27 protein-coding genes and 1 pseudogene are annotated in these 25,110 nt (G+C 39.3%); 8 read left to right on the plus strand and 20 right to left on the minus strand.

Annotated elements, in window-relative coordinates:
• Positions 1-121: 121 nt before the first annotated feature.
• The 7 genes from ftsY to fabG form a co-directional block, all read right to left on the minus strand.
• Positions 122-1,075, minus strand: coding sequence for a signal recognition particle-docking protein FtsY (gene ftsY / locus IPM71_00570; GenBank protein ID QQS51251.1), 954 nt, complete (start codon positions 1,073-1,075; stop codon positions 122-124).
• A gap of 71 nt (positions 1,076-1,146) precedes the next feature.
• Positions 1,147-1,299 carry a DUF4295 domain-containing protein gene (locus IPM71_00575; GenBank protein QQS51252.1) on the minus strand — a complete coding sequence of 51 codons (153 nt, stop codon included), beginning with the start codon at positions 1,297-1,299 and terminating at the stop codon, positions 1,147-1,149.
• Between the two features lie 6 nt (positions 1,300-1,305).
• Positions 1,306-1,488: a 50S ribosomal protein L33 gene (gene rpmG, locus IPM71_00580; protein ID QQS51253.1), complete on the minus strand. Its 183-nt coding sequence runs from the start codon at positions 1,486-1,488 to the stop codon at positions 1,306-1,308.
• A 19-nt stretch (positions 1,489-1,507) separates the two neighbouring features.
• Positions 1,508-1,750: a 50S ribosomal protein L28 gene (locus IPM71_00585; GenBank protein QQS51254.1), complete on the minus strand. Its 243-nt coding sequence runs from the start codon at positions 1,748-1,750 to the stop codon at positions 1,508-1,510.
• Positions 1,751-1,835: 85 nt separating this feature from the next.
• Positions 1,836-3,077, minus strand: coding sequence for a competence/damage-inducible protein A (locus tag IPM71_00590; protein ID QQS51255.1), 1,242 nt, complete (start codon positions 3,075-3,077; stop codon positions 1,836-1,838).
• Positions 3,078-3,105: 28 nt separating this feature from the next.
• The gene (locus tag IPM71_00595) at positions 3,106-4,398 is read right to left on the minus strand and encodes a M48 family metallopeptidase (GenBank protein ID QQS52752.1); all 1,293 of its coding nucleotides are present in this window, start codon (positions 4,396-4,398) and stop codon (positions 3,106-3,108) included.
• Between the two features lie 170 nt (positions 4,399-4,568).
• Positions 4,569-5,315, minus strand: coding sequence for a 3-oxoacyl-[acyl-carrier-protein] reductase (gene fabG, locus IPM71_00600; protein QQS51256.1), 747 nt, complete (start codon positions 5,313-5,315; stop codon positions 4,569-4,571).
• Between the two features lie 618 nt (positions 5,316-5,933).
• Here fabG and IPM71_00605 point away from each other — a divergent pair.
• Positions 5,934-7,034, plus strand: a complete 1,101-nt coding sequence (locus IPM71_00605) for a Fic family protein (protein ID QQS51257.1) — start codon at positions 5,934-5,936, stop codon at positions 7,032-7,034.
• Between the two features lie 118 nt (positions 7,035-7,152).
• Here IPM71_00605 and IPM71_00610 read toward each other — a convergent pair whose 3' ends face one another.
• From IPM71_00610 to ric, 9 genes are read right to left on the minus strand one after another with little or no spacing between them, the layout of a single operon-like run.
• Positions 7,153-8,343: a DUF438 domain-containing protein gene (locus IPM71_00610; protein ID QQS51258.1), complete on the minus strand. Its 1,191-nt coding sequence runs from the start codon at positions 8,341-8,343 to the stop codon at positions 7,153-7,155.
• Positions 8,344-8,352: 9 nt separating this feature from the next.
• Positions 8,353-8,871, minus strand: coding sequence for a DUF1858 domain-containing protein (locus IPM71_00615; GenBank protein ID QQS51259.1), 519 nt, complete (start codon positions 8,869-8,871; stop codon positions 8,353-8,355).
• 3 nt (positions 8,872-8,874) lie between these two features.
• Positions 8,875-10,119 carry a DUF438 domain-containing protein gene (locus tag IPM71_00620; GenBank protein QQS51260.1) on the minus strand — a complete coding sequence of 415 codons (1,245 nt, stop codon included), beginning with the start codon at positions 10,117-10,119 and terminating at the stop codon, positions 8,875-8,877.
• Positions 10,120-10,137: 18 nt separating this feature from the next.
• Complete coding sequence (locus tag IPM71_00625) at positions 10,138-10,476, minus strand: cupin domain-containing protein (protein ID QQS51261.1); 339 nt, start codon at positions 10,474-10,476, stop codon at positions 10,138-10,140.
• 37 nt (positions 10,477-10,513) lie between these two features.
• Complete coding sequence (locus tag IPM71_00630) at positions 10,514-12,058, minus strand: PepSY domain-containing protein (GenBank protein QQS51262.1); 1,545 nt, start codon at positions 12,056-12,058, stop codon at positions 10,514-10,516.
• Positions 12,059-12,060: 2 nt separating this feature from the next.
• The gene (locus IPM71_00635; GenBank protein ID QQS51263.1) at positions 12,061-12,324 is read right to left on the minus strand and encodes a DUF2024 family protein; all 264 of its coding nucleotides are present in this window, start codon (positions 12,322-12,324) and stop codon (positions 12,061-12,063) included.
• 5 nt (positions 12,325-12,329) lie between these two features.
• Complete coding sequence (locus IPM71_00640; GenBank protein ID QQS51264.1) at positions 12,330-12,845, minus strand: hemerythrin domain-containing protein; 516 nt, start codon at positions 12,843-12,845, stop codon at positions 12,330-12,332.
• Positions 12,842-13,294, minus strand: coding sequence for an Rrf2 family transcriptional regulator (locus tag IPM71_00645; protein QQS51265.1), 453 nt, complete (start codon positions 13,292-13,294; stop codon positions 12,842-12,844). The genes IPM71_00640 and IPM71_00645 overlap by 4 nt, the downstream gene beginning before the upstream one ends.
• 6 nt (positions 13,295-13,300) lie before the next feature.
• Positions 13,301-14,023, minus strand: a complete 723-nt coding sequence (ric, locus tag IPM71_00650; GenBank protein ID QQS51266.1) for an iron-sulfur cluster repair di-iron protein — start codon at positions 14,021-14,023, stop codon at positions 13,301-13,303.
• A gap of 109 nt (positions 14,024-14,132) precedes the next feature.
• On the opposite strand from ric, the gene IPM71_00655 reads away from it, so the two are divergent.
• The 5 genes from IPM71_00655 (at position 14,133) to IPM71_00675 (ending at position 18,531) form a co-directional block, all read left to right on the plus strand.
• Entirely contained in the window at positions 14,133-16,376 is a 2,244-nt protein-coding gene (locus IPM71_00655; protein ID QQS52753.1) for a nitric-oxide reductase large subunit, read from the plus strand.
• Between the two features lie 556 nt (positions 16,377-16,932).
• Complete coding sequence (locus IPM71_00660; GenBank protein QQS51267.1) at positions 16,933-17,277, plus strand: type II toxin-antitoxin system RelE/ParE family toxin; 345 nt, start codon at positions 16,933-16,935, stop codon at positions 17,275-17,277.
• Between the two features lie 2 nt (positions 17,278-17,279).
• A complete protein-coding gene (locus IPM71_00665) occupies positions 17,280-17,579 on the plus strand; it encodes a helix-turn-helix transcriptional regulator (GenBank protein QQS51268.1) in 300 nt (99 codons plus the stop codon).
• Positions 17,580-17,941: 362 nt separating this feature from the next.
• Positions 17,942-18,184, plus strand: a complete 243-nt coding sequence (locus IPM71_00670) for a type II toxin-antitoxin system HicA family toxin (GenBank protein ID QQS51269.1) — start codon at positions 17,942-17,944, stop codon at positions 18,182-18,184.
• Positions 18,181-18,531 (plus strand): type II toxin-antitoxin system HicB family antitoxin, encoded by a 351-nt coding sequence (locus IPM71_00675; GenBank protein ID QQS51270.1) that lies wholly within the window; start codon positions 18,181-18,183, stop codon positions 18,529-18,531. The genes IPM71_00670 and IPM71_00675 overlap by 4 nt, the downstream gene beginning before the upstream one ends.
• A 1,429-nt stretch (positions 18,532-19,960) precedes the next feature.
• On the opposite strand, the gene IPM71_00680 is transcribed toward IPM71_00675, so the two are convergent.
• From IPM71_00680 to sucD, 4 genes and pseudogenes are all read right to left on the minus strand, one after another.
• Positions 19,961-20,563, minus strand: a complete 603-nt coding sequence (locus tag IPM71_00680) for a toxin-antitoxin system YwqK family antitoxin (GenBank protein ID QQS51271.1) — start codon at positions 20,561-20,563, stop codon at positions 19,961-19,963.
• A 12-nt stretch (positions 20,564-20,575) separates the two neighbouring features.
• A pseudogene (locus IPM71_00685) lies at positions 20,576-21,292 on the minus strand (hypothetical protein).
• 9 nt (positions 21,293-21,301) lie between these two features.
• Positions 21,302-21,652 (minus strand): hypothetical protein, encoded by a 351-nt coding sequence (locus IPM71_00690; protein QQS51272.1) that lies wholly within the window; start codon positions 21,650-21,652, stop codon positions 21,302-21,304.
• A 25-nt stretch (positions 21,653-21,677) separates the two neighbouring features.
• On the minus strand, positions 21,678-22,547 hold the full coding sequence (gene sucD / locus IPM71_00695) for a succinate--CoA ligase subunit alpha (protein ID QQS51273.1): 870 nt from the start codon (positions 22,545-22,547) through the stop codon (positions 21,678-21,680).
• A gap of 238 nt (positions 22,548-22,785) precedes the next feature.
• Between sucD and IPM71_00700 the strand changes: the two genes are divergently transcribed.
• Positions 22,786-23,175: a hypothetical protein gene (locus IPM71_00700; protein QQS51274.1), complete on the plus strand. Its 390-nt coding sequence runs from the start codon at positions 22,786-22,788 to the stop codon at positions 23,173-23,175.
• Between the two features lie 103 nt (positions 23,176-23,278).
• The gene (locus IPM71_00705; protein ID QQS51275.1) at positions 23,279-25,099 is read left to right on the plus strand and encodes an assimilatory sulfite reductase (NADPH) flavoprotein subunit; all 1,821 of its coding nucleotides are present in this window, start codon (positions 23,279-23,281) and stop codon (positions 25,097-25,099) included.
• Positions 25,100-25,110 lie beyond the last annotated feature (11 nt).

Consider the following 25,110-nt stretch of genomic DNA (forward strand, 5'->3'; position numbering starts at 1 on the left):
TTAGATACGAAATAAACAGATGATGAAGAAACAATAAAATACTCATGAAGTTGAGGCGCAAGGCAACTTTTTCGGAATTAACTTTTAGTTTCTGTATTTTGGAAACAGGAGAAAAGCGGAATTAGTGAGAGAAAAGCGAATCGACAAACTCATTTCTGTTAAAAAGCAATAGATCTCCGACTTTCTCGCCCACCCCAATGTATTTTACCGGAATCTTAAACTGATCGGAAATACCAATCACTACTCCTCCTTTCGCCGTGCCATCGAGTTTGGTAATGGCAAGGGCTGTTACCTGGGTAGCGGCAGTAAACTGTTTGGCTTGTTCAAAGGCATTTTGTCCGGTCGAACCATCGAGCACTAAAAGAACCTCGTGAGGTGCACCGGGCACTACCTTCTCCATCACGCGTTTTATTTTAGAGAGTTCATCCATCAGGTGCGCTTTATTGTGCAACCTGCCGGCAGTATCGACCAACACTACATCGATGTTGCGCGACATAGCGGATGAAAGTGCATCGAAAGCCACACTGGCAGGGTCAGAACCCATTTGCTGTTTCACAATGGGCACATCTGCTCTTGTTGCCCACACATCGAGCTGGTCGATGGCGGCAGCACGAAAAGTATCGGCAGCTCCAAGAAGCACCGTTTTCCCGGCCGATTTATAATGATGGGCTATTTTTCCAATGGTAGTGGTCTTCCCTACCCCATTTACGCCAACGACCATAATCACATGAGGTTTTTGTGCATAAACGGCGGAAAAATCTTCGACCTCGCCCTTGTTGCTTTCTTCGAGCAGGGCTGCAATTTCTTCTTTTAAAATAGAATTTAACTCGCTTGTGTTGAGGTATTTCTCGCGAGAAACACGTTTTTCGATCCTTTCGATGATGCGCAAGGTGGTATCGACACCGACATCGGAAGTTACCAGCACTTCTTCGAGATTATCGAGCACTTCGCTATCGACTGTCGACTTGCCTACTACAACGCGGGAAAGTTTTTTAAAAACGCTTTCCTTCGACTTTTCGAGACCTTTGTCGAGGTTTTCTTTGTTTTCGCGGTTGAAGAGAGAAAAGATTGCCATGCTATGAAAATAAAAAAGCCTTCTGTTCAGAAAGCTTTAATTCGTTAGATAATCTAAAAAATGAAGCGAGCTTAGTCGGCTAAAAAGTTTTTCAGGTTATCGTTGTGTATAATTTCTTCCTGGAAACCATAAGCTCCAGTTTTTTCCGATTTCACCATCTTAATGCATTTTACATAAGAACGGCTGTCTTTCGATTGTAATGTTGCTACTACCTTCTTTGCCATAATGAATTATTTTATTTCGCGGTGAACGGTTACTTTCTTTAAAACTGGGTTGTATTTTTTAATTTCCATCCTGTCCGGATTGTTTTTCCTGTTCTTGGTGGTAATATACCTCGAAGTACCAGGCATTCCGGATTCTTTATGTTCTGTGCATTCTAATATTACCTGCACCCTGTTTCCTTTTTTAGCCATTACTGTAAACTGTTAAATATTAATATGTCGAAATATGGCCGCTTGCTTTGGCCTCTTCAAGGGCTTTTTTCAGACCTTTTTTGTTGATATTGCGAATACCCGCAGCGGATACCCTAATTGAAACAAAACGATTCTCCTCAACTAAATAGAATTTTTTATCGAATAAGTTGGGAGCAAAAGTTCTTTTGGTTTTGTGGTTCGAATGCGAAACATTGTTACCAACCATGATTTTCTTACCTGTTATCTGACAAACTCGTGACATTTTCTTAGTATTTTATGTGCTCGAAAAACGAGACGCAAATTACGGCATTTTAATTTTAATATTCAAACTTTTTAGAGAGATTTTTTTACATGGAAAGTAAATCCATTCGAAGCTTATTTATGGCTGTAATGGTAGCCCTTTGAACAGTTCTTTCGCGGTTATCGCCAAAATTAAACTTAAAGCTTTCGACACCCCTGGGGGTGGCTATGGCGATGCAAACGGTTCCTACCGGCTTTTCTTTGGTGCCCCCGGAAGGTCCGGAAATACCCGATACAGCAATGGAACAATCGGTTTGCAAAAGGTCTTTTACCCTGAGGGCCATCACTTTTACCACGGCTTCGCTTACTACCCCTTCCTGGTCAATTACTTCCTGGGGCACTTTTAATATCCCTGTTTTCACCTGGTTCGAATAGGCAACAATACTTCCTTCAAAATAGGCCGAAGCACCCGGTACTGAGCTGATTGCTTTGGCCACATTGCCTCCGGTGCAACTTTCGGCAGTAGATATATTATACCCGTATTTTACTAATAGACGCCCTAAAACTGCTTCGAGTGTATCCTCGTCGTAGCCGAATAAATCTGCACCCAGCTCCTTTTCCAGAGACAAACAGGTATTTTCAAACAGTAATTTCAGGTCCGTTTCATCTGTTCTTGTGGCACTCAGGCGCAATCGCACAATGCCTGGCGAAGGCAAATAAGCCAGCGAAAAGCCTTCCGGGAGCATGTTTTCAAAACTAGTTAGCCGATCAGCAAGGGTCGATTCGGGCACCCCGGCAGTTAAAAAGGTTTTATGCAAGCGCAGCGGGAGGGTAAAATGCTTTTGAAGATAGGGAATTACCTCATTCAACATAATGTCTTTCATTTCGAAGGGTACGCCGGGCATGGATACCATAACCTTACCCTCCTTTTCGAACAACATACCCGGAGCACTACCCTGGTTGTTTGGAAGAACTTTGCAAACCTCGGGAACATCAGCCTGAGTGCGGTTTATCTCCGAAAGCTTCACACCCAGCTGAGTGAGTCTTTTTTCAATTTTTTCGAGGCTAGGCTGGTGCCTGATTAGCTTGCACTTAAAAAAATCGGCCAGTGCTTTTTTTGTAATATCGTCGCGGGTTGGTCCTAATCCTCCGGTAATGAGCACAATTTCTGAATTGGATAGTGCATCTGAGAATGCCTGTAGTATTTCCGAATGTTTGTCAGAAATGGAATGAATGCTTTTTACCCGAATGCCGATTTTGTTCAGTTCGGCAGCCATAAAGGCCGAGTTGGTATCCACCACCTGTCCTATCAGTATTTCGTCGCCAATGGTAATGAGGGTTGCCTGCATTGTTTCGAAAAATTATCCATGCTCCACACTACGACACATTCTTTCCGCTACGGTTAAGGTTTCGTATTCGCTGCAGCAAGGTAGGATGAGAATAGTGGAAAAAGACATAAGCCGGATGCGGTGTGAGGTTGCTGAGGTTGTTGCGCGAGAGTTTTTTAAGAGCAGAAATTAAGGGCTGGTCGAGTTGGTAATCCTTTGCATATTGATCGGCCTGGTATTCATTCTTGCGCGAGAGGGCATTCATGGATAAACCAACCATGGTTGAAAATGGACTGTAGATGACACCAAATGCCATCAAAGCCAGATGAAATCCCTGCACCCTGGCACCCAGTGCCTCAGAAAGCATTGGGTTGACTGTAAACAACGAAAATACATACAGGGTAATTCCTGTCTGAACCACACTCAATACCATGCCAGAAAGGGTATGCTTGCGTTTGTAATGCCCTATTTCGTGTGCCAGCACAGCAACAATTTCTTCGGAGGTTAAATCTTGTATGAGGGTATCGTAGAGAACAATTCTTTTTTTCGAACCCAGGCCGGTAAAATAGGCATTGGCCTTGGTGGAACGTTTCGATCCGTCGATGACAAATACATTCTTTAACTGAAAACCTGCTTTGCGGCTAAATTCGCTAATAGCTTCCTTTAATGGACCTTCTTCCAAAGGGGTTTGCCTGTTGAAAATTGGAACTATCAGAGAGGAATAAAACATTGTAATGAAAATCATAAACAGGGTGATGGCGCCCCAGGCATACAACCAAAATTGTTGTTCGGCAATGCCGTAAAACCAGGTAATAAGGGCAAGTAAGCCACCGCCTATCAATCCCGAAAGCAACCACCCTTTGAGCTTATCGGTAATAAAGGTGCGAATGGTTGTTTTGTTGAAACCGAATTTTTCTTCGATTACAAAGGTATCGTATAAGGCAAAAGGTGTATTAATGATATCGGAAGCAAACATCACCATGCCGAAAAAAAGAAGGGTAACAATGATGGGGTTGCTGTTTATGCTGCGGGCTACTGTATCGAAATAACCAAAAACATGGAAAAAAAGCATGCTGGTTACCACCAAAAAACTAAAGGTATTGGTAAGCAGTGAAAATTTATCGTTGATGCGTTTGTATTGCTGAGAACGAGTGTATTTCTCCGACTCATACACATCGCTTAATTCGGCAGGTAACTTATCGCTCCAGTAATTCGAGTTGAGAAAATCCAACACACGCTCCAACACAAAGTTGAACATGATTATCAGCACAATGAGCATAAAGGGAGCATTGTAAAAACTACCCCGGTGATGCTCAATCAAAGGCTGAATAAACAGGCCCATGTTTACAAGGAAACTAGAAATCAGAACAAGCATTCTTCTTTGGTTTAAGGCGCTAAAAATAGTAAAACTCTAACAGTTTGCAGGATAAAATGTTTTAAAGTTTGAATTACACAAAAAAAAGCGCTCCAATGGAACGCTTTGTATTTTGTGATCAATTTATCTGCAAAGAATCAGGTCTTCATCGCACCGCAAATGCTGATAGTCTGCCCACTTACATAAGACGATAAGTCTGAAGCCAGGAATAAACATACATTGGCCACTTCTTCAGGGGTACCGCCGCGTTTCATTGGTATATGCTGTTCCCATGCCTGGCGTTGTTCTTCGGAAAGTTTGGCGGTCATTTCGGTAATGATAAAACCGGGAGCAATGGCATTGCAACGAATGTTGCGCGAGCCCAATTCCTGGGCAATGGATTTGGTAAAACCAATAATGCCTGCTTTCGAAGCCGAATAGTTGGCCTGACCGGCATTTCCGTGAACACCTACTACCGAACTAAGGTTTACAATGGAGCCTTGTTTATTTTTAAGCATGATTTTCTGCACGGCTTTGGTGAAGTTAAACACCGACTTCAGGTTCACGTTGATAACCGTATCCCATTGCTGCTCGGTCATACGCATCAGAAGAGTATCCATGGTAATACCAGCATTGTTGATCAGTACATCCACGGTACCAAAATCGTTGAGTATTTCATTGACCACCTTGTCGGTATCTTCGAAATTGCTGGCATCGCTGGCATAGGCTTTAGCCTTTACACCCAGTGCTTTCAATTCTTTTTCGAGCGATTCGGTATTCTCATTGAGCCGCAGGTCGGTTACCGCCACATTGGCCCCTTCCTGGGCAAAACGGATGGCAATTGCCCGGCCAATGCCTCTTGCAGCACCTGTTACAATTGCTGTTTTTCCTTCTAATAGTTTCATATTTAAAAAGTTAGTTACACACAAATGAATACTTACTTAGGGCTCATTTTGCCTTAGTACTTGAATACACCGATAAAATGGCGTGGCAAAATAAAGAAAGAATGCGCAAAATGACAAATAAATGTGTGCCTCTTCTTCTTTCGAACCATTTTTCCGAACAATCTTAAAGTATATTTGTGGCGGGATACCATAACTATAAAGAGGAATAGGAGCTCAGGCCGAACATAACATATTCTTTGGCCAGCGAGATGAGCATTGCTGAAACAGAAAATGCATTTCTTATTTTCAGAAAATTATAATCGATCCGGGCAGTTATAGTTTGGGCATTCTGCACCAAACGCTCCTGTTCGATCCTAATATCTTCAAACAAAGCGAATTGAAAATAAGCCTTTTTGCTATTTTTCGTAGAATTTATTCGTTGTATTTTTTTCTTTTTCTGATAGGAAATCAGCCGCAATCCCTTACTGGCCTAATTATCAACCATTATAGCCACTGGTAATAAGACCGAATCAAAATTTCAGAGTATTACAACTTTTATTATCGCGGTGAAAAAACATATTATTCGCCGCAAAAATGCGGTATATAATTAGTATATTTACCGTAGAATATTCTTAAGTTATGGTCAAATACCTTTACGAGCATCAAAACTGGACAGATTTTTCGTGGCAGGATAAAGCCATAAATGTCGTATTTGGTGAGGTAAGGCTTATGCAAGGAAAAATAATAGGACAAATGAACGCTTTGGGTTTTTCTACTAAAGAAGAAGCCACACTTACAGCCTTAACCTTAGACGTAGTAAAATCATCAGAAATAGAAGGAGAATTGCTCAATTATGAACAAGTACGTTCGTCTATTGCAAGACGTTTGGGCATCAACACTGCAGGACTTGTGCCGAGCAGTCGCCACATCGAAGGAGTGGTAGAAATGATGCTGGATGCCACTCAGCGATACACCTTACCTTTAAGCGAAAAACGCTTGTTTGGGTGGCATGCAGCACTTTTCCCTACTGGTTACAGTGGGCCTAACTTAATAGAAGTGGGTCGATACCGCACCGGCGAAATGCAAGTAGTTTCGGGCGCAATGGGCAAAGAAAAAGTACATTACAAAGCCGTAAAGCCTGAATTCGTGAAAATAGAAATGGACAAATTTCTGGATTGGTTCAACAACGAAACCCGACTCGACCCTGTTTTAAAAGCAGCCATAGCACACTTTTGGTTTATCATCATTCACCCCTTTGATGACGGAAACGGCCGAATTGGAAGAGCCATAACCGATATGTTGCTTGCCCGTGCCGAAGGCAGTGGAGAACGTTTCTACAGTATGTCAAGCCAAATATTAGCCGAACGTAAACGCTATTATGAAGTATTGCAAAAAGTACAGCATAGTTCAGGGGACATTACCGAATGGCTCGACTGGTTTTTAAATTGCCTTAAGAATGCGATGCTCGCCACCGATAATACTACAATGAAAATATTGCGCAAAGCGGAGTTCTGGAAATTGCATGAACATACCCCCATCAACGAACGCCAACGTCTGATGCTCAACAAACTCTTTGATGATTTTGAAGGAAAACTGCAAACCTCAAAATGGGCTAAAATTGTCAAAACTTCAACCGACACGGCTTTACGCGATATAAAAGACCTGGTAGAAAAAGGTATCTTGCAACAAACTGACGAAAGAGGACGAAACGCTAACTACGAATTAATTAATCGATTTTAAGTGTAGGCAATATTCACAAACTCTGTGGCAGGTTTTGGTATCAAGCGCTGGCTAAGTGCGAATTACCAATGTGCCTGGCATTGCGGGTTGAGTATCCTTTCAATCGTTGGTTGCGGCATTACCAATCCAACAATCTTTTTTCTCCTGCCAAAGCCTTAATTCCTGAAATCTCCTGAGAAACCTCCATTACACCTTTGTAGTTTCTGTTTTCATCACGAACAGCGAAATATTGAATTAAAATAAATTCCCCTCTCATTTGAATCCAAAAATCTGCCTGGTCTTTTTCTCCTCTTCGAAAGGAATCTACAATTTGTTGAACAACATGAACACTTTCAGGTGGATGGCAATTACTTACTTCTCGACCAATAATAGATGTGGTACGAGGAAAAATACGTTTTGGCGGATTGGAGAAATAGCAAACTTTATTGTTCTCATCTACAAAAGTAATGTCAACCGGAAGGTGGTTAAAAATAAGTTTAATTTGTTCTATACTTACTTTGCCTGTTCCAAGGTTTACTTCATTTCCATCAAAAACTACTGTTTCATTTTTTGAGGAATTTAATCTGGGCTGAATATAAGGGAACCCAAGTTCAAAGCTCTCACGGTTCATTCTTTCCAATTGCTTTTCGCTAACAGAGGAGAGAATGTAGGGGAATAGAATTCTTTCTTCCCTAAATTTTATGGCCAGCATATTGAAAAAGATATCACCAACACATTTATTGAATGTTTTAAGGTCAATTTCTTCTATTTGTAATTGAGCCAGAACATTTTTTATATTTCTGCGAATATCATCATGAAACGACCACATAATTTGTATACAACGATAGTCGGGCCATGTTTCTTCGATAACAGGGAAAAGAACATTTTCTTTAATGGTGTAATGTTTTGAGAACACTTCAAGTTCGCAAAAGAGTACATTGAGTTGCTTTTGCAAATCATGGTTATGAATGTCTTTTACAAAGGCTTTAAATACCGGACGGATTTTTTTCAGCAACAATTCCATTTCAAGGTTATTTTGCTGGAGTACTCCCAGAAATGAATCCGGTATGGGTTCAACTATTACAAAATCCCTAATCGGAATATAAAAGATATTCAAGACTTTATTTGATAAGACTTTAATATCATCCATCTTGTACCCCTGTTTGATGATTTCATCAAAGAGGGTAATAAAATCCGTAGGGATTACAGTTGGTATAAAGTCTTTGTTTTCTTTTATAAATGAGCTGGCATTGCCTGTTTTCAATATCAGTTCCGAAACCTCAATTAACTTAGATAGTCTTTTCTCTTTTGTATTTGTAAATTCCGACATCTTGTTCTTTTAAGCTTTAAAAAACACCCAATATTCTTCATCTCCTTTTTTATCGAGCCAATGTTTATAGTCTAAGCTAAGCGATTTGTCGAGCAGAGGTGCCGGAATAAATGGGGCAATAATTTTAAGTATTTCATTTTCCTGTAAGTTTTTGGCGGCAGCTAAAACTTCATGTACAGGCTGTTCGTCGCGATTGAGCATTTCGCGGATGTCAATTGTTTTTACAATTAATTCCTTTTTAAACCAATCGGGACAAACTGTTGTATACTTGTTTCCACTTTCGTCGAGGGAATGAATGTTATCCTGTCCGACTTCCGCCCTAAGCTTATTTACCAATTCTTCTACGTTTAATCCGCCAATAACAGCAGCCTGGCTTATACTGGCTACCCTGGCGATGGTTTTACGCAGTATCGGGTTCTTTAACTTTTTAAATTCCGGGGCATGGCTTATGAGTACATCTTCAAGCTGGGGATATGCTTCAAGTAGGTCGAATATCTTTGTTTTAGGTGTTATAATGAGTTTTTCCATTGCTTATTTTTTTTCTGTATATGAAAGAATTCGCTGCTCCCCTTCCAGCTTGCGTAGGTTTGTTAATTCCTGCGAAAATTCAAGTGTGCCAAGGTATTCTCCGTTTTCGTCGCGCAGGGCAAAATATTCGATATGTACAAACTTGCCATGCATCTGAATCCAGAATGGGGCATGCGAAGCTTTTCCCGATTTAAAATCTTCCAGAATTTTTTCGATAATGTGTACACTTCCCGGAGGGTGACACAGGCGAACATCGCGGTTTATGATGGAGCGGCTGCGGGCAAAAATGCGTTCGCTCCCCTGGGTAAAATATTTCACTTTATCGTCTTTATCGACAAAAGTCATATCCACCGGAATGGTATTTAAAATGGCCATAATTTCACTGGCAGTAAAACTGCCAGATGGCAGTTGAATGGTACCATTTTCGTTTACTACGCCATTGTTTTCATAACTTCCGGCCGATAAACCTTCGGGTTTCCAATCGACTTTCGGGTCGTAGAGTGTAAAACCAAATTCGAGCGTTTGTTTATGAATCTGCCACCAGTCTTCGAGACTAAGCACATCCATGCTCATGGGGAAAAGAATATCTTCTTCCTTTTTGGTCATATCGGCCAATGCCCTCAATACCGGAACGAACAATAGTTCTTGTGCATCTTCGAGGTCGGATTTTTTTAATCCTTCGGCACGTATAATTTCGATACAACCCTTAAGCTGTTCGCGAATTTCGTCGTGTTTGCCCCACATTACTTTGGGCGGGCCTGTAATTTCGTTTTTTTCAAGATAGGGAAACAAAAGATATTCCTTGCGTTTGTAATGCTTGTCGACATCCATCAGTTCGTTGAAGCAGGCAAGTACTTTTAATGAATGTTCTTTGAATGTTTCATCGGAAACCGAATACAGGATAGCCAACAATTGATTTGTTTTCTCCACCATCTTTCTTAGCTCATTGTTTTCCTGTTTGAAAACATCTACCGGGTGACCTTCGGGAATAGTTTGTGCCCCGCTTTGATCAATGTGGCCATCCAGCACTTCGCCATGAATATCACAAAGTCGTAACACTTCGCTTTCGGGTAGTCCGGATTGGATAAGTTCCTGCTCTACTTCTACCACTTCGCCGTAGGGTATATGCTGAAGTGTACTTACCAGTTCGGCGCGTACCTGGGCCGGGTTTTCCCCTTCATGGAGTTTCAGGATAAGTTCTTTCAGCTTTTCTTTCCTGTATTTCGAGTTGTTGATGAGTTCGCTCATACCTTTAGTATTAGTAATTTATAATAGCTTCGTTTGTTTTGTTGGCCTTGGTGCTTTAATAACTAATATTCGTGATTGCTTATCTCCCTCGTTACTTAGATAATGAACAATATCAGCAGGGCTTTCAATTAAGGTATCTTTCTCAAACACCTCTGATTCTTCACCTACTTTTACGGTTGGCGTTCCTTCCAGAATATAAAACGATACATCAACAGGCGTTTTGTGTGGCAGTAAGGATTCACCAGGTTGCAAAGTAATATGCATTACTTGTGCCGATTCCTTATTGTATAACTGTTTTACATCTACCTTATGCGGGTTTTCTTTTGGTTCTTCTGTTTTATAGCTTCGTGATATCATATTATTCTATTTTAAAATTTATAAAAGTTACAATTTTTTAATAAGTTTTAGGTTTCCTGAATTTCTTCCTCCAAAGTAAATATCCACTCAAAACAACTACAATAGCTACCAATCCTGATAAGGGAACCAGGAGAATATATAAATCTCCAAGAAGAAAATGAAAGAAACGTCCGGTATGGATTTCGAGGGATAAGTTCCAAAGTGACATTTTTGATTCTTCAAGAATATTTTGCGGCATTTCAGGATACTTCTTCTGGTGATACAAAGGAATTGCTCCTTTGTCGTAGTCGATCATGTATTGCTGTCCGTCAAAATCAGTTATCAATCCTGTAACCTTAAATTCGCCAATTGGTTTGCCTGTTGTATTATCTGTATGTATTTTCCCCTGGGCATAATTATAAATTTCAGGATGAGCCGGATGCCATAAAAATAAACCACTGAACGAACCTACAATATATGCTCCTTCATAGAATGGTTCCAGCACGTTTATTCCCATAACACTTACCGGAGGCTGAATCTGAAAAACTTTGGGAGCAAGCTCATCCTTATCCATAGAATACATCCCTTCTGAGGTTGCCAAAAGAAAGCTATTTCGGGTATCATCATATTTTAGATCCCTCAGTTTATCGTACCAGGGATTTGGCTGGTCGAGATGAGAATATTTTATGGGATTTACTTTTAAATAGGCTATGGCAATTAACAACGGAGGACGTAAAAACATTCCAGTAAAAAATAAAAAAATCAGACAGACAAATAACCAGGCACCTGTTTTATTGTGCCATTTTAAAGTCCATCGGTTAGCTTTTACAAGGGGTGTGACTGGTTTCGAACTATTCTTTCTACGTTTTATCCAGCCTGGAAAAAAGAAGTAAGTAATTCCGGTCAGGGATAAGAAAATGCTTATCACACCTAAGGCATCGACAAATAGCTTTCCGGGCATTCCAAAAATCTCACCTGAATGTATTTGCCAAATAGTTTCAAATAGCGAAACTTTATTTTTGTAATCAAGTGGTTGTTGTAATTCAATTTTCTTAAATTGAGTATTAATTCCTGCTGATTTTCCTTTAAACAAAAATGAGCGGTTTAATACATAGAGTGTATCTCCGACACTTTCAATAGCCACAAAGCGTTTTATGTCAACATCCAGGTTAAATTTGTTCCATTGACTATTTTTCTTGTCAAAAGCAAACAAACCGAATTGTGTAGCTGCATATACATTCCCTTCTTTTGATGAGTGAAGGTCAAAAACCTTTCTGTTATCGCTCCCTTCAGGCAAACCTGAATTGAAGGAACTGTAATTTTTAAAGTTAGAATCCGTTAACCAAACACCAATATTGCCATAAACCAATATACTGTCGTTATTGAGGATGAGATTTCCCTTAATGGCACTATTGTTCCAATTGTGATATTTATAATTGGCGGGAAGAAAATTTCTGGAAACGTCAATTCCCGAGAAGTACTCCCGGTGATTCATAAAAATACCCGTTACGGCATAATAAAGAAGCAACATTGCAATAATGAGTCCCGGCCATTTATGTAGTTTCTTATACAGTTTGGCCCACTTACTAGCTGAATCCCCCATGATTAATCACAATTCTCCATTTCAACGATGTGATAACCTTTGAATTCTATATCGTTAATTACATTAATATTTGCATTCTCAACATGGCAGAATTCACACTCTTTAGAAGTTATTTTTTCAGATTGAACCATTTTCCCTTTCAGGTATTCTTCCCCAAACTGATAAATAATACCTGCATCTTTTATCTCCTCCGGTACGATTATATCAAAGTGCATCTTCTTTCCATCTACACGCTGCACATAAGTATCCCAAACTGCTACTTTCATATCTTCTAATTAAATGCAAATTTAAAGGAATCAAAATCCATCTCAGATTTTAATTTTAACTCAACCTTTTGATATTTTTGATTCACTGCATCCTTTTGCTCATCGCTTAAAGCCTCTTCTGCCATGGGGTATAGCACATTATCTTCTTTGTATATATGCTGTTGCAGCAAGTAGCAATATCCTCTTGCATTTTCAAGTATCTGCCCTGTGTCAGAATTGGCTAAACCAAGTTCCATCCCTTTAACATACTCCCGCCCTTCATCATGTTCATGCAACATAACCGGAATCGGGTTGCAGTGCAAATGCTCAATATTTTCCAGCATAGCTTTAAATAAAATGTCTTCTTCTTTGGCATGATGAAATTTGTCGGCATAGTTTTTAATGAAGTCAATTACTTTCTGAAAGAACCCGGCTTCTATGGCTTTTCCTTTTTCAATGGCTTCACATTCCTGTAAGGCAGCATCAATGACTTTCAAAATAGTTTGATGTTCGTCTGATAAAATTTGAGTTATATTTTTCATCGTGAATCATAATTTAGTATTCTGTTTAAAACTGCATCACCTTGTTTTATCGTTTCAGATAAAGATTGAATAGTTTCTGTTTTTACTATCTCAAAGAAATTATCCCGAACACCTTTATATTTTTCATGCAGTGGGCAGGGATTATTGTTATTGCATTGTTTCAACCCAAAACCACATTTATGAAAAAATGCATCCCCTTCTACCACAAGTATCACATCAAATAAAGTCAGATTTGATTGGTTATCGCTGAAAAAGAATCCACCTCCGCGGCCTTTCATCGATTCCAATAGCTTATTCTTTGTGAGTATTTGAAGTATTTTTGCGGTATATGCTTCCGGTGCTTCAATTTCTCTGGCAATTTCTCCTACGCCCGGCCTTTTTTGTTCCCAAATTTGCAATTGCACAAAAACCAAAGCTCTAATGGCATATTCTGTACTTTTAGATAACATATCTGTTTATTTTATTAAATCACTTTCCAAAAGTAAAGCTTTCTTAAACAGAATATTGTTTTCTAAATGAATGTGCCGGTGCAGGTCGTTTTCAAATTCTTTTAAGGTTTGAAAGGTCACCCGGTAAGTACCACAGCCATCGGGCGGACATGTATAGGAAGATGTTAATTGTGATATTTTTTCAAAGCGCTCACCTTCAGTTAGATGCTCTTCATGCATGGTGTTTATAGTTTTCACAGCAACACCCAATTCATCTTTTGCAGTTTTACCTTCTTTCTGAAATTTTACCATTTTTCTGATATATGGAAATAGAATTAATTCCTCTTTCTTCATGTGCGCGCTAAGATTTTCGGCTGCACCATCAAACAATGCCTTAATTTCATAAAGTTCATTATGATTGTCTCCGTGAACATCACATAACTTTTGCATTTTTTGTTGAAGAAACGGGATGTTTTCATTCACATAAGAGTGATGTCGTTTCTCAATGTAATCGCAAAGTTCATTAAGTTCTAGTTCATCAATATACCTCGAATCCGGGTCGGTTAATTGAATTGTAGCTTCTAATTCAGGGATTAACTGTTCAACATTGGTTCCGCTCTTTTTGCAGGCTTCATCAAGACTTATACCTCCTCCACAACAAAAATCAATCTTATTTCTTTCAAAAATTTGGGCTGTTTTGAAGTTGGCTTTCACGATGTCTCCTACACTGGTTCTTATATTGATATTCATGTCGTTGTTTTTTATTTCCACAAAGATAAAATTTTTTTATATAAAGACATTATTGTCCTTTTATAAAATTATTATACATTTGTTTTTAATCTTTAAAATCAAATGGACTATGAATACAAGAAAACTTTGGATTGGATTTATCCTTGTTATGGTAATCTCCTTTGGAATTTTAGGCTATTATGGCAGGGAAATATATCGCGAAGCCCCTCCTATACCAGAAAAAGTAGTTGACAGTGAGGGGAATTTACTTTTCACCGGACAGAATATTAAGGATGGTCAGAATATTTGGCAATCAATCGGAGGACAAGAAGTAGGGACTGTTTGGGGACATGGGGCATACCAGGCTCCCGATTGGACTGCGGATTGGTTGCACCGCGAAGCAGTGTACATTCTTGAGCGTTTTGCCCAGTTGGAATTTGCTATGGAATACAATAAGCTGGATGAAGAAAAACAAGCTATGCTTCAGATTAGGCTTCAGAAAGAAATGCGAACCAACACCTATGATAAAGAAACTAAAACATTACAAGTATCTGACATTCGGGCTGATGCTATAAAAGCTGTAAGTAGTCATTACACAGCACTGTTTATGGATGGTAAAGAATTGGCTGATTTGCGTGAAGCCTATGCCATTCCAGAAAATACTATAAAAGATGCAGACAGGATGTCTAAAATGAATAACTTTTTCTTTTGGGCAACGTGGGCTACTGTAACCGAACGCCCCGGACAAGAAATTACCTATACAAATAACTGGCCAGCTGAAAAATTAGTGGGTAATGTACCAACCGGCTCCTTGCACCTTTGGACAGGTTTTAGTGTAATTATTCTATTAGTGGGAATTGGTTTATTAGCCTGGTATTATGCCACCAAAAGAAAAGAAGATGATGAAGAAGTGGATGTACCAGCAGTTAACCCCTTGTCGGGTGTTCAACAGACACCGTCGATGAAGGCTACCTTAAAATACTTTTGGGTGGTTACAGCACTAATTCTGGTACAAATAATAATGGGTGTTATTACAGCTCACTATGGCGTTGAAGGGAATGGTTTTTATGGATTACCCCTGGCTGACTTTCTGCCCTATTCTGTATCCAGAACATGGCATATACAATTAGCAATATTTTGGATTGCAACTTCCTGGTTAGCAACAGGATTATTTATTGCGCCTGCTGTTTCAGGGAAAGAACCAAAATATCAAAGCTTAGGCGTAAATGTTTTGTTTGGAGCATTATTAGTGATAGTGGTTGGTTCACTGGCAGGTCAATGGATGGGCATCATGCAAAAATTAGGTTTAGCCCAAAACTTTTGGTTTGGACATCAAGGTTATGAGTATGTTGATTTAGGCCGTTTTTGGCAAATTTTCCTTTTTCTTGGACTATTTATTTGGCTGTTTCTAATGGGCAGAGCCTTATTACCTGCTTTAAGACAGCGGAATGAAAACCGTCATCTATTATTGATGTTTTTAATTGCCTCAATTGCCATTGCATCTTTTTATGGAGCAGGATTGATGTGGGGACAACAGACACACCTATCGGTTGCAGAATATTGGCGTTGGTGGGTTGTTCACCTTTGGGTAGAAGGATTTTTTGAGGTTTTTGCAACTGTTGCCATTGCTTTCATATTTGTTCGAATGCAGTTATTAAAAGCAAGTGTAGCCACATCAAGCGTTCTGTTTTCAACCATAATTTTCCTTTCCGGTGGAATTATTGGAACCTTCCATCATCTCTATTTCACTGGAACACCAACAGGGGTTTTGGCTCTTGGAGCCACATTTAGTGCTTTAGAAGTAGCACCGCTTGTTTTTATGGGTTTTGAAGCATATCACAACTTAAAATTGAGTCGCATAAGCGAATGGGTAAATGCTTACAAATGGCCCATTTACTTTTTTATTGCCGTAGCATTTTGGAATTTATTGGGAGCGGGTATTTTTGGATTCTTAATAAACCCTCCTATTGCTCTATACTACATGCAAGGATTAAATACTACACCTGTTCACGGCCATACTGCCATGTTTGGTGTTTATGGTATGCTTGGAATAGGCTTAATGTTATTTGTATTAAGAGATATGGACATTAAGTCGGTATGGAAAGAAAGGCCAATTAAAATTGCATTTTGGGCTATGAATATTGGATTACTGCTCATGGTACTAATAAGTGTATTGCCTGTAGGTTTAGCACAAACTGTGGCAAGTGTGAAGCATGGTTTATGGTATGCTCGTTCTGCTGAATTTTTAGGAACTCCGGCAATAGAAACCTTACGATGGCTACGCGCAGTTGGTGATACAATTTTTGCCATTGGAGCTTTATATCTGGGTTACTTTGTATTTGGTTTAAAAGGAGGATGGTCTTTTAAGAAATAGAAATCTCATCAATTAAAAACTCCCGGTTGATTTATTTAGCCGGGAGTTTTTTTATGGTATTCCTTAATCTAAATTTTCTTGCTATGTGAAAGCATAGTGATGTAAAGGTTATCTTTGCGATACGAACATTAGGCTTGAAAATCTGATGTTTTGTTGTTTGAGTGGGTTGGCAAAATTTATACTCTTTTGCAAATAGTTTTTGCGGTTCAGCCTATGTAGTAAATGTGCACAAAATGCATGTGCTTCCTTTTCTTGTCCTTGTATTCGACGAGGATATTAGGATTTTAAGTTTTTAACTTATTTGAGTACCTATAATACTTATCTCTTTTTATTCCGGCATTTCAAATGCCTTACTCATCGCTTTTTATCCTGCCCATCCGCGTTACAAATGAGAATGAGGGATGGGAGGATTTTCAAGCCGATTATAAAACATATAATTATTACCTTGGTCCGAGCTACAAGCTCGAACCAGCCTGCTACAAGCTTATACTAGCGAGGAAAGAAAGTAATTGCAAAATTGTAACTTATAAGTTAACTTTGACGAAAAATGGATTGAATGGAACGAATTCGGTCAGTCATTGCTTATAAGGGTTATTTCAAGGAATTTCTTATTGAACAGCCTCAAAGAGTTCAAGACAAAATTTTCAAAATCATTGAAATAATTGAATTTCAGCAACGGATTCCAGAAAAGTATCTCAAGCATATTGAAGGAACAAAAGGACTTTACGAGGCAAGAATAAATCTTGGTTCTGATATTTGGCGAGTCTTTTGCTTTTTTGACAAAGGAAAATTAGTGATCCTACTGAATGGATTTCAGAAGAAATCGCAAAAGACACCAAAATCTGAAATTGATAGGGCGGAAAAGTTAATGAATGAGTATTTCAAAGAAAAAGGAGAATGAATATGAAAAATGCAAACACAACAACCTGGACTGACTTGAAAGACCAAGTATATGGAAAACAAGGAACCGAGCGAAGAGATCGTTTAGACCGGGAATTTAAGTCTTTAAGGGTCGGATTAATGCTCAGAGAAGCAAGAGAAAAAAAACAAATGACCCAAGACCAATTAGGACAGGTTATAGATAAAAAACGGAGTTTTATATCACGTATTGAAAATGACGCAAGTAATATGACATTAAAAACTCTATATGATATAGTGGAGAAAGGACTTGGCGGAAAAATAAAAATACAGATTGAATTTTAAATTTAAATCAAACACCCCCAATCTAGTCCTCGTCTGCGACGAGGATTTTAGGATTTTAAGTTTTTAACTTATCTGCCTATCTAAAATACTTTAGCTCTTTTTATTCCGGCATTTCAAATGCCTTACTCATCGCTTTTTATCCTGCCCAATTGCGTTATAAACGAGGACGAGAGGGGGTAAATTTGTTATACGGTAATATGTTATTGTTTATAGCCACAAGTCTCAGACTTGCGGCAGTGAAGGCTCGAACCAGCCTGATACAAGCTTGGACTAGCGGGGGACTTGCAAAAGGATTTGGAAAAATATCATCGATTGAATAAAAATAGAATTGATTTTGCAACTAAATATAGTTACATTTGCGTATGTCTAAGAAAGAAAAACTTATTGCTCGATTTTTAACCATACCATCTGATTTTCATTATGATGAAGTGGTTAAGTTCTTAGGTTACTTTGATTTTGAAGAAGTAAAAAAGGGAAAAACTTCCGGTTCAAGAGTTAAGTTCATGAACAAGAAAGGAGTCCCGATTATGTTACACAAACCCCATCCAACGGGAATAATGAAACACTATCAGCTAAAACAAATTAAGGAGGTATTAGGATTATGAAAAACTTAGAATACAAAGGCTACACAGGTAGTATTGAATACAGCAAAGAAGATGATTTGCTGTTTGGGAAAGTGCTTGGTATTAACGGTCTTATATCTTATGAAGGAAAGACTGGCAATGAATTAGAGACGGATTTTAAAGAGGCTATTGATACTTACTTGACTGACTGTAAGAGTGATGGAGTTACTCCGGAGAAACCTTTTAAAGGAAGCTTTAATGTAAGGGTATCACCAAGGCTTCATCAAAAAGCGGCTTTACTGGCAATGGAAGATAAAATGTCGTTAAATAGCTTTGTTGCAGAATCCATAAGAGAAAGAATCTTTAAAGAAACCGGAAGTCAGATTTAATCCTATAACCCAACACACCAGCTGGCCCCAACTGGCCACCCCACTGCCGCAAGTCTGTGACTTGTGGCCAATTCAATAAAACAACAACAAGAAAAATGCCTGGCACTTATTCCAGGTAAATTTGTTATTCGGTTATATGTTATTGTTTATAGCCACAAGTCTCAGACTTGCGGCAGTGAAGGCGTAGTAAAAACTACGCTTAGTCTCTTTGTTTATTTGTTGTGCCGGTTATTCCGGCAAACTGCGCTCAATTAGGGGTTAAGTAAAAAAATCTCAAACAAAATCGCAATACAAATAAATATTAAAATCACTTTAATATATTCAATTTTGTAATTCGTTCTATTTGTTAAAGTATAAAAGAAAAGAGGTAATACCATAAAAACAGGTAAAATATAAAAGAACATAATTTTACTTATCCAAATTACAGTTTCATTCAGTTTAATATCTCGTATCTGTATAGAAATTAAATAAAAAAAAATCAAAATGAAAAAAAACTGTACAGATCTAATAATACTTCCTATTTTATCAATATTTTTAATCATTTCTCCAATTTAAAAGTGGTATCGTTGTGCCAGTGCTTGATCCTAAATATAAAGGTGAGGTGCTAAATACAACACCCCCCTCTCGCGCGCTTTTGTAAAGCGTGCGGATTTTAGATTTTCTATTTTTAAAACTCTCAGACTTTATACTTTTCCAACATTTATTGAACTATCATCTAGGCAGCAATTTACTAAAAATACCGGATTGCAAATCCTAGCCTAATGCTATGCAAAACAATTCAGCACGCTTTACAAAAGCGCGCCAGTGGGTTTGTTGTGCTTGTTATTCAGACAAACTACGCTTAGTTAGGATAATTTGTACTATCCACAATATCCCTCTCGCGCGCTTTTGTAAAGCGTGCGGATTTTAGATTTTCTATTTTTAAAACTCTCAGACTTTATACTTTTCCAACATTTATTGAACTATCATCTAGGCAGCAATTTACTAAAAATGCCGGATTGCAAATCCTATCCTAATGTTATACAAAACAATTCAGCACGCTTTACAAAAGCGCGCCAGTGGGGATTTTAGGATTTTAAGTTTTTAACTTATCTGCCTATCTAAAATACTTTAGCTCTTTTTATTCCGGCATTTCTAATGCCTTACTCATCGCTATTTATCCTGCCCATCCGCGTTATAAACGCGGACGAGAGGGGTTAAAAAAAGTTGTTGGCTTTAGCATTATTAAATATTTGCTTTTTGGTATTAATGAAAATGGTCCAAGCCCGAAGCACATCGGGATTGAACCAGTCTCTATTTTTTATTGTTTGCTTGCGCTAGTGGGGAGGGAAAATGCTACAAAAATAAAAAAGCGTAGGAAAACCTACGCTTGGTCTCTTTGTTTATTTGTTGTACCAGTTATTCCGGCAAACTACGCTCAATTAGGGGCCTAGTCTTCTGGAAAAAATACCTCTCCATCGATACTTCGATAGGGAAATACTACAATTGATCTCGACTGATCAAGATTAAAGTCAATTTCTTTTTCTAACTCGCCATTTGATCTATAAAAACGCCAAACTCCATCAGGCTCACCATTAATTGCATAGTGCCGAACAAGAGCCGTATCTCCAGTATTATAATATTGAATCCACACTCCCTGTTTTTTTCCAAGTTTGTATTGACCTTCCAATCTCTTACAGCCATTGTCATACCAAACTCTTATTATAGAATCATTTCTCATTTCAGACAAATAATACTCTATCTTACGTAAGGTGCCATTTTCATACCATTTTTTTGCTTCCCCTATAATTGAGCCATTATGTATATAAAAAGCATTAGCCACACGGCCATTTTCGTAAAATGATATTTGCCAACCTTCAAGTTCATTATTCTTGTAATTCGCAATCTCCATTATTTTCCCGCTAACATAGAACTCCTGAAATGTTCCATTTTTTTGATTATCAATTTCATTTCCAGGTCTGTTTTGACAAGAACAACCTAAAACTAAGAATAGATTTAATACTATTGGAATTAAAAAAAAATATTTCATCATTATTAAATGTTATTATTTGGTCGTAGTATTGTCAACTCTAACTCCTAAATTATACTCAGAAAAAGGATCGACTCTATCTGCTGGAGTAGCATAATCTTTCCCTAATAAGAGATCCAAAAAATCGATATTCACTGAGTCAAAAAATGAATCAGCAGCATCAATTGTATTAATAATATCTCCAACAGAATTAAGTTTAGGTCCAGAAGAAAGCCAACTATAAACAGTCGCAACATCCTCATGTATGATTGCCGCCCCAGTCAATGAATAAACTGTTTCCATCTGAGTATATGCATCCAGAAATCCAAGCGATTTCGCTTTATATTGCATTTGATATCTATCTTGATTATTTTGACGCTGATAAAATGCCTTATATAAATTAATATCACCCGCCATATCGCTACGTCCTCCTGCAAATTTTTCAAGTGAAGCTGTAAGTTTGATAGGATCAATCATATCTTCATCATAAATTGCTGAAATAAACTTTCCATTTACATCAAAGTATGCATGATAAGGTGAATTGTGCTCTACTCTAATAAACGTGTTCTGAGAAGTTAAATACCAATCATCACGTCCATCTGGATCATATTTATTAAGTGGATTATTGCCCATAGCTAGATAAGAGCTCCAATGTTGTTTGTTGGGGTCAATGGTAGTCCACCTGCCAATTTTACTGTCGTACATACGGGCTTCGAAGCTGTTATAACCGTTTTCGTCGCCTTCGTCTTCGGCAAACTGGCCCTAGTAGCCAAAGCGGTATTTATTTGAGGAGACATACCTGCGGCCTGGCATGGGCGAGCCGAAGGGGTAGTAGTCGGTAAAGCTTTGTACAATAACGTTGTTCGAGCTGGTCTCTAAGCCTTTTACATACAGGGCAATGCGGCCACGGTACTTTTCTTCTTCAAGTGTAAGCGGAGGGTCGATGGTGGCGCTTATGCATTGCACACTCATGTTCTCACCATAAATTTTTATGGTCGAAGTTACTGTTCGAAGCATGCCATCTACTTGTTTCTGAGAGGTGAGTGCTGTAAATACCTGGCCGTCCACAAAATCTTTTCGGCCAAAATTAAACGCTTTTCGTGTAAGTTGCAAGGCGCCGCCGGGGCTGAGAATCTGATTATTTAAGTATTTCCCGCATTTTTTCCCCAATCTCCGCCGGCGACTGCACCACTGCAATGCCACATTCCTGCATAATGCGCATTTTGGCTTCTGCGGTGTCGTCTTTTCCGCCCACAATGGCTCCTGCATGGCCCATACGCCTGCCTTTGGGTGCTGTCTGGCCGGCAATAAAGCCTACCACGGGCTTTTTCGAATTTTGTTTGTACCAATAAGCTGCTTCGGCTTCCATGGTGCCTCCAATTTCGCCTATCATCACTACTCCCTGAGTATCTGCATCATTCATAAACAATTCGAGGGCTTCGCGGGTGGTGGTTCCAATAATGGGATCGCCTCCAATACCTATTGCTGTGGAAATACCCATTCCTGCCTTCACAATCTGGTCGGCAGCTTCGTAAGTAAGGGTTCCGGATTTGGAAACAATTCCGATTTTACCGGGTTTAAAAATAAATCCTGGCATAATACCCACTTTACACTCGCCAGCCGTGATTATTCCCGGACAGTTAGGGCCAATGAGACGACTTTTCTTTCCATTTAAAAAGGCTTTTACCTTCATCATATCCGAGGTGGGTATTCCTTCTGTGATACAAACAATAAGCTCCACTCCTGCCTCGGCAGCTTCCATTACAGCATCGGCGGCAAAGGGTGGTGGCACAAAAACAATGGATACATTGGCTCCGGTTTCCTTTACTGCATCGGCAACGGTATTAAAAACAGGGCGATCGAGGTGACTTTGCCCGCCTTTTCCGGGTGTTACCCCTCCTACTACCTGGGTTCCGTATTCTATCATCTGACTGGCATGAAAACTACCTTCGGTACCTGTAAAGCCCTGCACCAGTACTTTCGATGCTTTATTCACTAATACACTCATTGTTTTTGCGCTTTTAATTCTATCAAAAATAGCCTTTTTGCCTTTCAATGCAATACGAAATATTCGAATTATCAAATGCAGATTTCTCTAACAAGACGATATAGAAAGAATAAAAGTCTATATTTTCTATCTTCACTATAGGATTTGTAGTTTATTTTTTTATATCTTTGTCCTATCATTATTATAGTATTTGTAGTATATATTGAATCAATCAAAGTAAAATATAACACTAAGCCTTATGGAAAAGAAAATTAATCCTGATAATATTGAGCTTTTTACCCGCCAAATCGTAAAGCTTGCAATTGACCTGCCACAAGACAAAATAGGAGCAAATGCCCAAAAAGAAATCCTTACATCATCTACCCGAGCAACCACTGCTATCAAACTTGCCCTGCTCGAAAAGCCGGGAAAACAAGTGTATGATCAATTAAACCTGGTATTGGAAAACCTTTCAAGTGTAAAATTCTGGCTTGATTTTCTGGCGGCCGAGGAATACCTGAGTGCTGAGAGCTATAATTCATTTAAACAAGCCGCTAACGAAAATATCCTTCAAACACATGCATGGCGCTCAGAGCATGAAAAGCTTTTGGCACTTTCGTACCCGGGAGAATGGTTTCTGGTCGATTAGGCGAAAACACTTTACAAAGATTGAGTGATATGCCCAGCCGCATTACCTGATTATTCATTCAACGAACAAACCTATCATTATTAATTTTCAGCCAGCATTTCGCATGAATCCAACACCTACGATTTCAGACGCGCTCGATACTGCCCAGTACGACCTATTGTCAAAACTTCTTAACACGCTCAGTCACGAACAAAAAATCTGGCTGGGCGGATATCTGAGCGGGCTTAACCAAAGCACCAATCAACTCTTCAAATTACTGGATCAGCAACACCCTTTGCCAGGAAGTTCAAACAAGCTTTCGCAGGTACCAGCGTTAAAAATACTCTACGGAACCCGTTCGGGCAATGCCCAGAAGTTGGCCCAAAAAGCCCAGAAAAAAGCTGAGGCAATTGGAATACCCGTAGAATTGGTAAACCTGAACGAATACAATCCCAAACAAATAAAACAGGAAAAAAACTTGTTGATTGTAGTGAGCACCGATGGCGAGGGTGCACCCCCACTCAGCGCAGAGGAGTTTTACCAGTTTCTGCACAGTAAAAAAGCACCTGAATTGAATTCGCTCAAGTATTCTGTATTGGCATTGGGCGACAGCAGTTATACGCATTTTTGCAAAACTGGTCGCGACATCGATTCACGCCTCGAACAATTAGGCGGTACGCGCTTTTTCGACCGCATTGATTGCGACCTCGATTTTGAGGAGGCAGCACAACAATGGATTGAAGCTTCTATTAAAAAGTATGCTACAGAGAACCTGCCAGCTGAGTTAGAAGGCATTACTTTAAACTCAAGACAAGTTTTAATTTCAGAAGCAAACTTCAACAAAGAAAAGCCTTTTCAGGCAACCGTGCTTACAAAACAACTGGTTACCGGTCTTGGTTCAGGCAAAGAAGTGTATCACTACGAAATTTCATTGGAAGACTCTGGTTTAAAGTATACTCCGGGTGATTCTCTTGGGGTTTACAGCTCCAACCATCCAGAGATGGTGGACCTGGTGCTCAGGCACAGTAAGTTGAACGAACAGGAAAAAATTCAGATTGGTGATAAAGAAAAAACCATCCGCGAAGCCCTCACGCACCATTACGAACTTACCCGCCTTACTCCGCCTCTTGTTAAGGCCTGGGCTGTGCTTGCTGAAAGTGAAAAGCTCCACAGCTTTTTACAGGATTCGAAAAAGCTGGAAGAATTTACCTGGGGACGCGATGTGTTGGACCTTTTTGAATTGTTTCCCATACAATTCGATGCAAAAACCCTGTTATCTACCTTACGGAAATTGCAACCAAGGCTATATTCCATTGCATCCAGCCAAAAATCAAACCCCGACGAAGTTCACATTACCGTTTCGGCTGTTAAATATCAATACAATCAACGTAACCGCTTTGGGGTTTGCTCCACCTACCTGTCGGACCAAATACAGGAAGACAGTTTATTACCGATTTACATCGATGAAAACATCAGCTTTCGCTTACCCAAAGACCCTTCTGTGCCTATTGTAATGATTGGTGCAGGCACCGGTGTAGCTCCTTTCAGGGCTTTTATGCAGGAAAGAGCACTCAATGCATCAGGCGGTAAAAACTGGCTCTTCTTTGGCGACCGCAATTTTGCGACCGATTTCCTGTACCAGACCGAATGGCAAAAATGGCATCTGCAAAAACAACTCAACCGTATCGATCTGGCCTTTTCGCGCGACCAGGCAGAGAAAGTTTACGTGCAACATAAGATTCTGAAACAATCGAAAGAATTTTATAAATGGATTCAGGATGGAGCTCACATCTATATCTGTGGCGATAAAAACTCAATGGCTCGCGATGTAAAACAGTCAATTTTGCAAGTAATTGAATCGGAAGGTGGATTGAAATCAGAGAAAGCAGAAGCGTATTTCAATCAACTGCGAAAAGAAAACAGGCTACAGGAAGATGTGTATTAAGCCATACCAGG

This window comes from Bacteroidota bacterium (assembly GCA_016699695.1).
In the GTDB taxonomy this organism is placed as follows: Bacteria; Bacteroidota; Bacteroidia; order Bacteroidales; family UBA10428; genus UBA10428.